The sequence below is a fragment of the Herbidospora sp. RD11066 genome, assembly GCF_054661255.1.
The window spans coordinates 54,625-67,617 of sequence record NZ_BAAGDO010000002.1 but is presented as its reverse complement, the minus strand read 5'-3'; the positions used below and the strand labels follow the sequence as shown (position 1 = coordinate 67,617).

Annotated in this window: 14 protein-coding genes; 7 read left to right on the top strand and 7 right to left on the bottom strand. The window is 70.8% G+C overall.

Translation table 11 applies throughout. The annotated features are described in order from the left end of the window. Positions 1 to 20: 20 nt before the first annotated feature. On the top strand, positions 21 to 857 hold the full coding sequence (locus tag ACYQ78_RS06685) for a hypothetical protein (RefSeq protein WP_459799830.1): 837 nt from the start codon (positions 21 to 23) through the stop codon (positions 855 to 857). Positions 858 to 896: 39 nt separating this feature from the next. Here the strand turns inward: ACYQ78_RS06685 and ACYQ78_RS06680 are convergent, their stop codons facing one another. After that, positions 897 to 2,774 carry an adenylyl cyclase gene (locus ACYQ78_RS06680; protein WP_459799829.1) on the bottom strand — a complete coding sequence of 626 codons (1,878 nt, stop codon included), beginning with the start codon at positions 2,772 to 2,774 and terminating at the stop codon, positions 897 to 899. Between the two features lie 417 nt (positions 2,775 to 3,191). Here ACYQ78_RS06680 and ACYQ78_RS06675 point away from each other — a divergent pair, with 417 nt between their 5' ends. Beyond that, a complete protein-coding gene (locus tag ACYQ78_RS06675; protein WP_459799828.1) occupies positions 3,192 to 3,701 on the top strand; it encodes a hypothetical protein in 510 nt (169 codons plus the stop codon). Here ACYQ78_RS06675 and ACYQ78_RS06670 read toward each other — a convergent pair. Genes ACYQ78_RS06670 through ACYQ78_RS06655 form a run of 4 tightly spaced genes read right to left on the bottom strand, consistent with a single transcriptional unit; the run spans position 3,676 to position 7,327 of the window. Beyond that, a complete protein-coding gene (locus ACYQ78_RS06670) occupies positions 3,676 to 4,476 on the bottom strand; it encodes a hypothetical protein (RefSeq protein ID WP_459799827.1) in 801 nt (266 codons plus the stop codon). The genes ACYQ78_RS06675 and ACYQ78_RS06670 overlap by 26 nt on opposite strands. Beyond that, a complete protein-coding gene (locus tag ACYQ78_RS06665) occupies positions 4,473 to 5,381 on the bottom strand; it encodes a WxL protein peptidoglycan domain-containing protein (RefSeq protein ID WP_459799826.1) in 909 nt (302 codons plus the stop codon). Before ACYQ78_RS06665 ends, ACYQ78_RS06670 begins: the two co-directional genes overlap by 4 nt. 60 nt (positions 5,382 to 5,441) lie before the next feature. Further along, on the bottom strand, positions 5,442 to 6,455 hold the full coding sequence (locus ACYQ78_RS06660; protein ID WP_459799825.1) for a WxL domain-containing protein: 1,014 nt from the start codon (positions 6,453 to 6,455) through the stop codon (positions 5,442 to 5,444). Between the two features lie 50 nt (positions 6,456 to 6,505). Next, positions 6,506 to 7,327: an LPXTG cell wall anchor domain-containing protein gene (locus ACYQ78_RS06655; RefSeq protein WP_459799824.1), complete on the bottom strand. Its 822-nt coding sequence runs from the start codon at positions 7,325 to 7,327 to the stop codon at positions 6,506 to 6,508. Between the two features lie 147 nt (positions 7,328 to 7,474). Here ACYQ78_RS06655 and ACYQ78_RS06650 point away from each other — a divergent pair, with 147 nt between their 5' ends. The 5 genes from ACYQ78_RS06650 (at position 7,475) to ACYQ78_RS06630 (ending at position 11,624) form a co-directional block, all read left to right on the top strand. Then, the gene (locus ACYQ78_RS06650; protein ID WP_459799823.1) at positions 7,475 to 8,065 is read left to right on the top strand and encodes a hypothetical protein; all 591 of its coding nucleotides are present in this window, start codon (positions 7,475 to 7,477) and stop codon (positions 8,063 to 8,065) included. A 242-nt stretch (positions 8,066 to 8,307) separates the two neighbouring features. Beyond that, complete coding sequence (locus ACYQ78_RS06645; protein ID WP_459799822.1) at positions 8,308 to 9,174, top strand: heme/hemin ABC transporter substrate-binding protein; 867 nt, start codon at positions 8,308 to 8,310, stop codon at positions 9,172 to 9,174. A gap of 50 nt (positions 9,175 to 9,224) precedes the next feature. Then, positions 9,225 to 10,247, top strand: a complete 1,023-nt coding sequence (locus ACYQ78_RS06640) for a FecCD family ABC transporter permease (protein WP_459799821.1) — start codon at positions 9,225 to 9,227, stop codon at positions 10,245 to 10,247. Next, positions 10,244 to 11,014: a heme ABC transporter ATP-binding protein gene (locus tag ACYQ78_RS06635; protein ID WP_459799820.1), complete on the top strand. Its 771-nt coding sequence runs from the start codon at positions 10,244 to 10,246 to the stop codon at positions 11,012 to 11,014. The genes ACYQ78_RS06640 and ACYQ78_RS06635 overlap by 4 nt, the downstream gene beginning before the upstream one ends. Positions 11,015 to 11,027: 13 nt before the next feature. Continuing rightward, positions 11,028 to 11,624 (top strand): class E sortase, encoded by a 597-nt coding sequence (locus tag ACYQ78_RS06630; protein WP_459799819.1) that lies wholly within the window; start codon positions 11,028 to 11,030, stop codon positions 11,622 to 11,624. Positions 11,625 to 11,666: 42 nt separating this feature from the next. On the opposite strand, the gene ACYQ78_RS06625 is transcribed toward ACYQ78_RS06630, so the two are convergent. Together ACYQ78_RS06625 and ACYQ78_RS06620 are read right to left on the bottom strand one after the other, a co-directional pair. Beyond that, complete coding sequence (locus tag ACYQ78_RS06625) at positions 11,667 to 12,590, bottom strand: PHP domain-containing protein (protein ID WP_459799818.1); 924 nt, start codon at positions 12,588 to 12,590, stop codon at positions 11,667 to 11,669. Positions 12,591 to 12,594: 4 nt separating this feature from the next. Then, the gene (locus ACYQ78_RS06620; RefSeq protein ID WP_459799817.1) at positions 12,595 to 12,951 is read right to left on the bottom strand and encodes an Lsr2 dimerization domain-containing protein; all 357 of its coding nucleotides are present in this window, start codon (positions 12,949 to 12,951) and stop codon (positions 12,595 to 12,597) included. Positions 12,952 to 12,993: the final 42 nt, after the last annotated feature.

Here is a 12,993-nt window from a genome sequence, read left to right as displayed (position 1 = left end):
TCGCAGCCAGGAGCGCCGTGATGACTCAGGACAACCGACCGCAGTCGTGGCGGCCGACCGCCGCCGAGCGGAGCACGTGGACCCGGGACGCCCTACGCAACGCCACCGGTCTGCTCCTGGGGCCCGGCGGCTTCATCCTCTACCTCGCCGGAGAGTACTTCTACGACCGGCGGCACCTGCTGTTCGGGACCGGCGGGACTCCCCTGCAGGCGATGAACCCGCAGGGTGAGGCGATCGCCCTGCGGGGCGGGTTCGGGGACCTCGACGCGGTGCCGCTGCTCGGCGGGCGGGGGCGGGGGACGCGGGTGCTCTCCATCACGCCGAGCCTGACACCGTCCACCCGGGCGATGGGCCTGCTCGACGGTGACCCGGTGTCGGTGGCGCTGTCGAGTCGTACGGTGAGCTCGACCCGGAGCGGGCTGATCGTGCCGGGGCGGATCGGGGTCACGACGCGGATCACCGTGCCGGGCGACGACTACTCGGTGGCCGCCCTCGGCACCCGGGCCTCGGCGCTGTTCACGAGCAAGGATCCGGTGATCGGCACCGGGACGGGCACGGTGGCCGGGCCGCAGGTGTATCTGCCGCTGACCGGGCGGACGCCCTTCTCCGCGCCGCGGCGGCCGAACGCGCTGGCCGGGCTGCGGTGCCCGTGGTGCGGGCAGACGGTGTCCGGGTCGGCGTTCACCGCGATCGAGAACTGCCCGAAGAAGATCTGGTCCACCGGTTTCCAGCAGGCCGTGGCGGCGCGGAGACCGAACGCCGGCGGCCGGTACTGCTCGGACTGCAACCGCTATGCGACCTATCCCGCGGATCACGGGCTGTGGTGCAGGTTCAAGACGTTCATCGACGACCTGTGATCCCGGTGGGCCGGAGAGTCCGGCCCACCGGGGCCGGTCCTACGGGGCCGGGTAGTCCGTGATGAACACCGGCGCGCCGACCTTCGTCAGGTCGGCGGCCTCGCCCACGCCGTTGACGACGTGGTCGATGATGCCGGCGCTCAGGTTGACGGTCATGATGTGGTGCAGCTTGACGCCCGGGGTGTTCGGGACCTCGAAGCCGTTCTCGGTGTGGATCGTCGGGTTGTTCTGGTTGAAGACGTACACGCCACCGCCGTAGAGCTGGTGCCGCTTCACGCTCCTGCCGACCTTGTAGCCGGCGTAGCCCTCGACGTCGCCGTCCATCCAGTCGGCCTGGGTCGGCGGGTCGTACGGCAGCTCGTTCTGGTAGAGGATCGTGACGCCGTCCTCGCCGTTCCAGATGGTGTTGTGGCGCTGGAAGTGCTCGACGAACAGGCCGGTCGCGGTCACGTGGTCACCGTTGATGATGGCGCCGTTGCGGCCGTCGTTGGTGTTCCACCGCTGGGTGTCGGTGAAGCCCTCGACGCCGTGGTCGGCGCGCCACACCCAGGTGTGGTCGATGAGCACGTGGTCGCTGTTGACCTCGAGAGCGGTGTTGGTCCGGCCGATGTGCGGGCCGCCGACGCGGAAGTACACGTCGGACAGGGTGATCGGGTTCTCCGAGGTGCTGTGGCTGCGCTTGTCCTTCTTGCCGACCCGCAGCAGGACCTGCGACTTCTTGAGGCCCGCGTCGATCGTCACACCGGCGACGACGATGCCGGCCTCGGAGTCGACGTCGAGCGGGGTCGAGGCGTTCACGGCGGTGAGGGTGGCGTGCCCGATGCCGAGGACGATCGTGTTCGGGCGCTCGATGTCGATGGACTTCTCGATGTCGTACACGCCGGGGGTGAGCAGCAGGTGCTTGCCGCTCTTGAGCGCGTCGTTGATGGTCTTCACCGAGTCGCCCGGCTTGGCGACGAAGAAGTCGCTGATCGGCAGCGTGTAACCCGGGGTCATGCCGTTGGCCCACGTGATGCCGCGCGAGTTCTTCTGGACGGCCGGGACCCGGACGTTGTAGTTGCCCTCGGCGTCCACGAAGAGGTAGGGCTTCTCCCGGCTCACGGGAGTGGTGTCGAGGGTGGTGTACGGCGGGCTCGGGAAGCCGGAGTCGTCAGGGGCGCCGACGGTGCCCGAGAAGACCTGGTTCCACACGGCGTTCGACCAGCTGGCGACCTCGCTGTTGCGGGTCAGCCACTGCTGCTGCGATCCGTTCGTGGTGGACGGCAGCTTGGAGTCGGCGATGAAGCCGCCGCTGGCGTACTGCGGGCCGGCGGTGCAGTAGTCCATGAGCGACAGGTTGCCGCCGCCGATGTTGAGGCGGCGCAGGGACACCGCCTGGGAGACGGCCCAGAAGTTCGCCGACGACCGGCAGCCGTCCTGGCCCGCCGCGTTGATGTTGATCGACAGGTTGGACAGGGTGCGCCAGAAGTTGACCAGGGCGATGCAGTTGGACGCGGTCAGGCAGCGGTTGTAGACCTCGACCTTGCCGTTGATGACGACGTCGGTGGGCGAGGCGCCCAGGCCGGAGATCTCGGTGTAGTAGCCGACCTTGATCTGGAGCGGCTGCTGCGCGGTGCCGTACGTGCCCGGCTTGAAGAGGTAGGCGTGGCGCGTGGTGCCCATCTCGTTGTTGACCTGGGCGGCGTGCTTCGCGTCGAGCGTGGCCTGGATCGAACTGACGGACATGCTCGGATCGAAGACGGTGACGTTGGGCCCGAGATCGGGGACACCGGGGGTCGGCTCCGCGGCGGTGGCGGGTGTTCCGGCCGTCATCACGGTGGTCGCGAGTAACAGACCGACCGCCAGCGCGTGACCGATCGTCCGACGGCGCGGGCGCCGCGTCGTCACACTCCCGTCGCCGGGAGGCTTGGTCGTCATGCGGTTCGTCCTTTCCGCTGCTTGCGCAGCGGTCATTTGGGGGGTGAGATCCTTCTGCGGGGGACACTGAGAGCGCTCTCTTGTGGAGTGCGCAAGACTTGTATCAAGGACTGAAGGAATTGGTACGTTTCTATCGCGTGAACTGGCAGCAGCACAAGTACGCGATCTGTGTCCGCCGGGCACCTTGCGTACCGAAAATCCATCGGCCCGGAACGTGCCACACCGCCGGGACCAGCCGGCCGCCGCCGGGCATCGAAACCCTTGCCCGCACGTGCCGAAGAATTGTCGAGAGGCGACCGGGGGCCCTCACGGCAACGGGTATATGACCTGGTCAGACGCGTGGCGGGTAAATCACCCGACATTTGTGCGGGCGGGAAACGCGTTGACCGGTCGCTACAAATTCGACATATTGGCGCAATGCTCACATTACGTCCCCTAGCGGGAGCGATCCTCACCTCCGTTCTGCTGACCGGGGTCGCCGCCACCCCGGCCGCCGCCTCCGCCCAGGAGTCCGCCGCCGTCTCCCAGACCACTGCCGCGGCTCGGCCCGGCAACGGCAAGGTCCTCTTCGACCGCATCAGCGGCGGAGAGGGTGTTCTGAAGATCAAGAACGGCACCGCCAAGGACGGCGTCGTCACGCTCGTCCGGGGCAAGTCGAAGGCGTTCAGCCTCTACGTCCGCGCGAAGTCGACCGCGAGCTTCAAGCGGGTCGACGACGGCACCTACACCGTCTACTTCACCACCGGCTACCGGTTCAGCACGTCGAAGCGCAAATTCACCAAGAGCGCCGCCTACGAGCGCTTCACCGACCGGCTGAAGTTCAACACGACCTCGACCCAGTCGACCATCTGGACGATCACCCTCAACCCCGTCAAGGGTGGCAACGCCCGCACGACCGGCGTCAACCCGAAGGACTTCCCGTCGTGATCCGGGGCCGGAAGAGGATCCAGCCGGTGTAGGCGTACACCAGCACCGCCACCACCCCGAGCGCCGCCACCGGGTACACCGCCCCACCCGCGACGAAGACGGCGCTCTCGCCGGCGACGGCGACGCGTCCCCTGACCGTGTAGCCGCCGAAGACCGGCCCCTCGATCGTCACCGGGATCCGGTAGGCACGCTCCCCACCCGCCGGAATGGAACCCAGGTCGGCCGCGGGAACGGCGGAGGCGGTCGCCCCGGTACGCCCCACCGACAGCGTCAGGCGCGGGTTCTCCGCGGGCGCGGTGCCCTCGTTGCGCACCACGAGGTCGAGGGTCCCCTCCCCCGTGAGCCCGAACAGCCACCACCACGACCCGCCGTCCGCGAACTGGGAACGGGTCACGTCGAGCCGGGGCGCGGCGACGGCGACCGGCCGCTCGGGAGCGACGGCCACCCCGGACAGCGCGAGCGGGACCACCGCCGTCGTGGTCATGGTCAGGTCGGAGGCGGACACCACGCACGGGCAGGCCACCGGCGGAGCCGCGAGCGGCAGCCGGACCTCGGCGTCCCCGTCGAGCACCACCGTGGTGACCGCGGAGGACACCGCGCAGTCGGCCGAACCGACCCGGCGTTCGTTGCCGCACACCTCCACGGTCACGTTGCCCCGCGGCCAACCGGCCAGCGTGACCGTGATCGTCTCACCGACGGAAGCGGCCGCCCGGTCCAGCGAGATCCCCGCCGGGAAGCCGAACGCCAGCGCCGCGACGACGACCAGCCGGATCACGTCTTCCGCCGGAGACGCCAGGTCACCAGGCCCGCGAGCACGACGAGAGCCCCGACGAGGAGCCACGGGATCGACCACACGGAGGCGGCGCGCGTCACCGCCGCCTCGCCGGAGAGGGCGACCTCGGCGGTCAGCCGGGCGGCCGGGAACACGCCCGCGATGCTTTCCGTGCGGGTGAGGGTGCTGCCCGGCAGGAGTTCGGGCAGGGTCAGGCCGGTGCCGCCGAGCCGCCAGCCGAGAGGTCCGCTCAGGCTGATGTCCGCGTCGGCGGTCAGCCGCACGTTGCCGGTGTTCCTGATCGTGTACGTCACCCGCGCCGCCCCTCCCCCGAAGGGGTTCACCGGGTTGTCGTACTCGAGCTTCAGTGACTCCAGGCTCAGCATCGGCCGCACCGGACCCTGAACCCGTAGGTAGACGCGGGCGGCCACGCGCCGGTCGACCTTGATCCGCTGGCCGTCGCCGCTGATGGCGTCGCCCGCGACCGAGCCCACCACGCCGCCCACGTGGTCTCCCGGGGTCGCGTCCCGAGGGACGGTGATGACGAACGGGACGTCCGCGCGCTCGCCGGGGCCGATGGTGTGGGCGGTGGCGCGCAGGGCGATCCAGGTTCCGGCGTCGCTCGGCGGGCGGTCGGCGGTGAGGAGGGCGAAGGAGCCGTCGCCGGTGATGAAGGCGTCGGTGCCGTACACGTTGACGGTCAGGGGGCCGGTGCCGAGGTTGGTGATGCCGACGTAGTCGGTGATGGTCTGGCCGGGGGCGGCGTCGTAGACGAAGTAGTCCCTGCCCGTGGGGCCGGTGGCCGAGGAGGGCTGGACGGCCCAGCGGTAGTCGTCGGCGTGCGCGGGCGCTCCCGGCAGGACCAGTGCGGCCACGACGGCGAGGACGGCGAGCAGGGGGGTTCTCATCCGGTAGTACCTTTCGGGTGGGGTGGTGGGCGATTTCGGCGCCCACCACCCCTGTCTTCATTAGGACAGCGTGAGCGTCAGCGTCGCGCTGTAGCCGCCGGGCCTGGCGTCCGACGGGATGCCGAGGTTGAGCGCGGCGTCACACTGGGTGGAGCCGGTGCCGGTGCCCGCCGCCGCCGTGCACAGCGGCTGCGCCTGGCCCAGGCCGGAGCCCGGCTGCACCGCGCCGCCGGGGGTGACGCCCGAGCCGTTCGCCGCGGGCGTCCAGCCGAGCCGGGTGGACGGGATCGTGCCGGCGTCCCCGGAGAAGTCGGTGACCTGGCCGACCAGGCTCCAGCCCGAGCCGCTGCCGCGCTGGTCGAGGACGGTGGCCGTGTTCATCTGTCCGGTGGCGGTGCCGCCGACGGGTGCGGGAGAGAGGCTGACCGCGTCGCCCGCGACGTCCAGCGACAGGGCGCCGCCGGTCACCGTGACGGAGACGGTCTGGTCGGCCGAGCCCGCCGGGGTGCCCGGGTTCTCCGGGCCCGGGTCCGTTCCCCAGGTGATGGGGATCTTGACGTCCTGGGTGCGGTCGGAGCTGCGGGTGTGGTCGGCGCGGGTGTAGATCACGCACTTCACGCCCGGCGCGGTGCAGTCGGTGCCCTGGGTGTCGGCCGCCTTGACGTCGAGGTTCAGCTCGAAGCCGCCCTTGCCGTTCCCCTGGTCGGTGTACGGCTTGACGACGTCCACCGCGTAGGGGGGAGGGTTGGAGGAGATCCAGTAGAGGCTGTGGCTCTGGCCCGTCATGTCGACGCCGCCGACGCACGGCGAGCCGACAACACCCGGGCCGTTGTCGACGCAGACGCCCAGGTAGACGCCCTTGGTGATGTCGTAGCCCGAGCCCTTGACCAGGATGCTCGTCCCCGAGGGGTCGAGCGTGGCCGTGGCCGTGGTCAGGGTCTGGCCTTCGGGCCCGGTCGCGGACACGTCCGCCGCCGCCGGTCCCGCCCATGCCGTGGCCGAGACCAGGCCGACCAGCAGCCCGCTCGCCACGACGACCGCGCGGTGCACCCGCCCGGTGGGTCTGACGTTCATGTTTCTCACTTTCCTGTTGGTGCGTCACCGGTTCGATCGCCGGTGAAGATTCACGCCCTCGGGCGGAAGCGGATCTCCCTGCCGATCATCACGATCACTCCCCCTCCGGCCAGGACGGCGATGCCGACGATGCCGACCACGAACACGTCCACCCCGGTCTTGGGCAGTTCCTCCCGCTTGGCCCCGGCGTTCGAGGCGCGCGGCGACGAGACGACCTCAGCCGCGATCTTGGTCTCGACCTCGTCGAGCGGCGTGGTGACCGTCGTGGGCGTGAGACCTGAGGCGGGAGTCGGGTTCTCGCTGGGACCGGTGCTCGGGGTGGGGGGCGCGCTGCCGCCGGGTGTGGGGGTCGGACTGCCGCCGGGGGTCGGGGGCGGGTTTCCTCCCGTGCCCCAGGTGACGGGGATCTTGACGTCCTGGGTGCGGTCGGCGCTGCGGGTGTGGTCGGCGCGGGTGTAGATGACGCAGGTCACGCCGGTCGCGGTGCAGTCGGTGCCGATGTCGTCCTTCGCGACGAGGGACAGCGTGATGTCGAAGCCGCCCTTGCCGCCGCCCTGGTCGGTGTAGGGCGTGGCGAGCCCCTGTCCGTACGACGGCGGGTTGGAGGAGATCCACTTGGAGCCGCCGCCGGCGCCTTCCATGTCCACGCCGCCCACGCACGGGCCCGCGGCCTGGCCACCGCCCTTGTCGACGCAGAGGGCGACGTAGACGCCCTTGGTGAGGTCGTAGCCCGTGCCGGTGACGCGGATCCGCTCACCGGCGGGGTCGATGGCCGCCTTGGCCGCGGTCAGCCGCTGGCCCTCGGGGCCGGTCGCGCTCACGTCGGCCCAGGCGGCGGAGACCAGCGCGACCGGCGCCACGGCCATGATCATGGCCGTTAACACGGTCCAAGCTGTCTTTTTTGTCCCCACTTGATCGCTCCTGGGCCTTTCTGTAAGGATGGCGCCTCGACTTAGGTAAGGCTTACCTTCGTTCGGGCTGCATTCGATCAGGACCATTGGGGAGATGTCAACATTTTTATGACACTTCGTCGTATAACTCTCGGCTGCGCGATCGGCGTCCTCGCCCTCGCCGCCCCCGCGTACGCCGACGTGATCGGCACCGGCCAGAGCGGCCAGAAGCTGACCATCTCCTCCGCCGACCTACCGGAATCGGGCGACACGATCACCGTGAAGGGCTCGGGCTACGACGCGTCCAAGGGCGTCTACGTGGCCTTCTGCGTCAGACCCGAGCCCGGACAGCCCCCGACGCCGTGCGGCGGCGGCGCCGACCTGACCGGCACCACCAGCGCCTCGAAGTGGATCTCCTCCAACCCACCGGAATACGGCGAGGGCCTGGCCACCCCGTACGGCCCCGGCGGCACCTTCGAGACCACGCTGACGATCACCCCGGACATCGGCGACGTCGACTGCCGCCAGACCGCATGTGCCGTCGTCACCCGCGCCGACCACACCCGCGGCGCCGACCGCACCCAGGACGTCCTGATCCCGATCACCTTCGCGGGAGCCACCTCCCCCATCACCGTGATCGCCGGGGCCGCGGGCACCGCCGCCGTCCTCGGCGCGGCGGGCGTCTTCCTGCTCCTCCGCCGCAGGGGACGGCCCCAATGACCGTCCCAACCGGCCGCCGCACCGCCCGTGATCACGAACCTGCCGCATCGCCGAAGAAGCGCGATGACGAACCCAGGGCTCTACCGGCAAGAGATCCCAGCAACCGCCGCAACCGCATATTCGACGCTTCGCCGCGAAAGCCGCGGGTCCGCTACGCCCTGCTCGTCTGCCTGGTCGCGCTTACCGGTTGCGGCACTCCGCAAGCCACCCCGCAGCCAACGCCCACCGCGTCGCCACTACCCGTGATCCCCCTGGCCTCGGCGCCCACGCCGCGACTGCCGGTCACGGTCGACTCCGACGACGGGGCTCGGGTCAGGGTGACCGATGTCTCTCGGATCCTGCCGTTGACCGGGGCGATCTCCGAGGTCGTGTTCACGCTCGGGCTCGGTGGCAACGTCGTCGGGCGGGACATCGCCGCCACGTTTCCGCAGGCCGCGCATCTGCCGCTCGTGACGCGGGCCCATGACGTGGCCGTCGAAGGGGTGCTGGCGCTGCGGCCCACGGTCATCCTGGCCGATCCGGACACCGGGCCCCCTGAGGCCATGCGGCAGCTGCGCGATTCCGGGATCCCGGTCGTCGTCGTCGACGTCGCGGAGAGCCTGCCCGAGGTGGCGCCGCGCATCAGGACGATCGCGCGGGCTCTGGGCGTACAGGAAGCGGGTGAAGAGCTCGTGGCCCGGACCGAAGACCAGATCGCGGCCGCTCGCGCCCGGGTTCCACGGCAGGAGGCGCGGCTGCGGGTGGCCTTCCTCTACATGCGCGGCACGGCGGGGGTCTATCTCATCGGCGGCGCGGGATCGGGGGCCGACTCCCTGATCGAGGCCGCGGGGGCGGTCGACGCGGGGACCGCGATGGGGCTGGACAAGGCGTTCAGCCCGATCACCACCGAGGCGCTCATCGCCGCCAAGCCCGACGTGATCCTCGTGATGACCAAGGGGCTGGCGTCGGTCGGCGGGATCGACGGGCTCGTGCGGATCAGCGGGATCGCGCAGACTCCGGCGGGGCGGAACAGAAGGGTCGTGGACATCGAGGACGGGTCGCTGCTCGCCTTCGGGCCGCGGACCGCGCAGGCGCTCGACCTGCTCGTGGAGAGGCTCTACCACCCATGAGAAGGCCCGTCATGCCAAGTCTTCGGCGGCGCTGGAGGGTTGTACCGCCCATGAGAGGGCTCGTCATCGGCGGGCTCGCCGTCGCGCTGATCGTGGTCGCGCTGGCCGCGGCGGGGATGGGTGCGTATCCCGCCGGTCCGGCCGAGATCGTCGCCTCGCTGGGGCATCGGGTCGGGCTCGATCTGGGGGCGCCGCCCGATGCGCTGACCGAGACCGTGCTCTGGGACGTCCGGTTTCCCCGGGTGCTGCTCGGGCTGCTCGTCGGGGCCGGTCTGGGGGTGGCGGGCGCGCTGATGCAGGGCGTGTTCCACACGCCGCTGGCCGAGCCGGGGGTCATCGGGATCTCGTCCGGCGCGGCGCTCGGTGCCGCTCTGTCGATCTTCGTGGGGTTCACCGCGCTGGGCACGTGGTCGGTGAGCGTCGCGGCGTTCGCGGGTGGGCTGGTCGCGGTCATGGCCGTGTACGGAGTCTCGCGCGCCGGAGGCACCACCCAGGTCATCACGCTGCTGCTGTCGGGGATCGCGCTCAACGCGTTCACGGGGGCGGTGATCGGCCTGATGACGTACTTCTCCGACAACGAGCAGCTCCGCTCGATCACCTTCTGGCAGCTCGGCAGCCTCGGGTCGGCCACGTGGTCGTCCGTGGGGGCGGTCGCTCCTTTCGCGGTCGCGGGGCTGGTGCTCGCTCCTCGGCTGGCCCGGTCGCTCGACCTGCTCTCGCTCGGGGAGAGCGCGGCCCGGCATCTCGGCGTCGACGTGCAGCGGTTGCGGCTGGTGTGCATCGTGCTGGTGGCGCTGCTCAGTTCGGCCGCCGTGGCGGTGGCGGGCATCATCACGTTCGTCGGGCTGCTCATCCCGCACCTGGTCAGGATGGCGTGCGGACCCCACCACGGCATCCTCCTGCCCGCGAGCGCGCTGGGCGGCGCGCTCATGCTGACCGGCGGCGACCTCATCGCGCGGACCATCGCCGCTCCGGCCGAGGTCCCGCTCGGGGTGCTCACCGCGCTGGTCGGCAGTCCGTTCTTCTTCTGGCTGCTGCTGCGCACCCGCCGTACCCAGGGAGGCTGGGCATGATCGTGTACGCCGAGGCGCGCGGAGTCGGCTTCTCGTACGGCCACACGACCGTCCTGCGCCGGATCGACCTGGAGATCCGTACCGGCGAACTGCTCGCCCTCGTCGGCCCGAACGGATCAGGTAAATCCACCCTCCTCGGCCTGCTGGCCGGAGACGCCCGGGCGAGCACCGGCGAGGTGCGCCTCGACGGCCGCCCGCTGGCAGCGTGGTCGGCCAGGGAACAGGCGCGGCGCCGCGCCATGCTCCCCCAGCAGCTCACGCTGGCCTTCCCGTTCACCGTCGAAGAGGTCGTGCGCATGGGACGCGCCCCCTGGGCGGGCACCCCCGACGACGCGTTCGACCGCGAGATCGTGGCCGAGGAACTGGCCCGCACCGCGACCACCGGCCTGAGCGCCCGCCCGTTCCCCGCGCTGTCCGGCGGCGAACGGGCCAGGGTCGGGCTGGCCAGGGTCCTCGCCCAGCGCACCAAGCTGGTCCTGCTCGACGAGCCGACCGCCGCCCTCGACATCCACCACCAGGAGACGGTGCTCACCCTCGCCCGCGACCGGGCCAGGGGCGGCGGCGCGATCGTGGTCGTCCTCCACGACCTCGGCCAGGCCGCCGCCTACGCCGACCGGGTCGCGGTCCTGTCGGAGGGCGTGATCGCGGCGTGCGGCCCACCCGCCGAGGTGTTCACGAGCGGGCTCCTCAGCGAGGTCTACCGGCATGACGTCGAAGTGCTGCCCCACCCACGCACTGGCGTGCCGATGGTGGTGGCCCGGCGATGAGAGATCCGCTCGGATGAGGGACTTGCTCGCCCGGCTCTTCCAGGTGGTCGGTGAAGTGGTGCTGACCTCCGGAGTCGTCCTTCTTCTGTTCGCCGTCTACGGGCTCTACGGCACGGCGGCCGAGACCGAGGCCGAGCAGGAGCGGCTCGACATCGTCTTCCGGGCTGCGAACGCCGTGGCCACCACCCCGCCGCCCGCGGAAGAGAGCGAGCCGGTGAGTGTGCTGCGGATTCCCCGGCTGAAGAAGTCGTGGGTGGTGGTCGAAGGGGTGTCCCAGAAGGCGCTGAAGAAAGGGCCCGGGCACTATCCCGAGAGCGCCGACCCCGGTGAGGTCGGGAACTTCGCGGTGGCGGCGCACCGTACACCCTCGTTCTTCTGGGACCTCGACCTGCTGCGGGACGGGGACGAGATCGTCGCGGAGACGCGGTCGAGCCGGTTCGTCTACCGGGTCGTCCGGCAGCGGATCGTCACGCCGGACCGGGTCGAGGTCGTCGATCCCAACCCCGACGAACCGGGCAGCCCGCCGCAGAGGGCGATGCTCACGTTGACCACCTGCCATCCCAAGATGGCCAACCACCAGAGGCTGATCGTGCACGCGGAGCTGGTCTAGATGTACGGATGGATCTGGCGCCGTCTCCCCGGCGGCCCGCCCCTACGGCTGCTGCTGTGCGTGGTGATCCTGGGCGCCGTCGCGGCCGGGTTGTGGTTCGTGGTCTTCCCGTGGGCCGAACCGCTGCTGCCCTTCGACGACGGCGCGGTGGGCGTCGAGTAGCGCCTCGTAGGCCTCGGGAGCAGTCGTCTCGCAGCCCAGGCGGTGGCCGGTCAGCTCGCCGTGGTCGTCGCTCGACCCGGTCACGATCAGCCCGAGGTCCTTGGCCAGGGCGCGCAGCTCTTCGCGTGCGGCCGTGGTGTGGTCGCGGTGGTCGACCTCGATCCCGGACAGTCCGGCCGCGGCCATGTCGGCGATCCACTCGTCGGGCACGACCCGGCCCCGTTTGGCCGAACGCGGGTGGGCCAGCACCGCCACACCCCCGGCCTCGCGGGTCAGCCGCACGGCGCGTACCGGATCGAGGGCGTATCTGGCCACGTGGGCCCGGCCTCCCGACCCGATCCAGCGGTTGGAGAAGGCCTCTTCGAAGTCGGCCACGGCGCCGACGGCCATCATCGCCCGCGCCACGTGAGGGCGCCCGATGACGCCGCCACCGGCGATCTCCTCGACCATCTCCAGCGTGATCGGCACGCCGAGCCCGATCAGCCGGGCCACCATCTCGGCGGCCCGGCCGTCTCTGGCCTCGCGGATCAGCGCCGTCTCCCGGGCCAGGCCCGGGTGGTCGGGGTCGAACAGGTAGGCGAGCATGTGGATGCTCATCCCGTCGCGGCGGCACGACAACTCCATGCCGGGCACCAGGGTCAGCCCGTCGGGCAGGTTGGCCAGCGCCTCGGCGTGGCCCCCGACGCCGTCGTGGTCGGTGAGGGCCAGGACGTCGAGACCGGCCTCCCGGGCACGCCACACCACCTCGGCGGGGCGTCCGGTCCCGTCGGAGGCGGTGCTGTGGCTGTGGAGGTCGATCCGCACCCGATCAGGATTCCACGGGCTCTTGCTGTGCCGCCACGAAGGCGTCGATCACGTCTTCGGGCAGCTTCCCGCGTGCGGGGACGTCCATGCCCTGGGCCTTGGCCCAGTCGCGGACGTCGGTGTTGGTGAACCCCTGGAGCTTGCTGGGCTCGGCCGGCTTGCGGCCGCGCCCGGCCTGCTTCACTTCACGGCCCTTCTCGATGGCCGTCTCGATGAGGTCGACGGCCTCGGCCAGGCGGGCGTTGTTGGCCTCCGACAGGTCGATCGCGAACAACTTGTCGAGCAGGCGGAACTCCCGCCGCGAGACGTCTTCCCCTTCGGACGCGTCGAGATCATCGATCAGGACGACCTTCTCGGCCACGTGGCTACTCCCCCGGTCTAACGCGTTTACGGAAGCCGACAG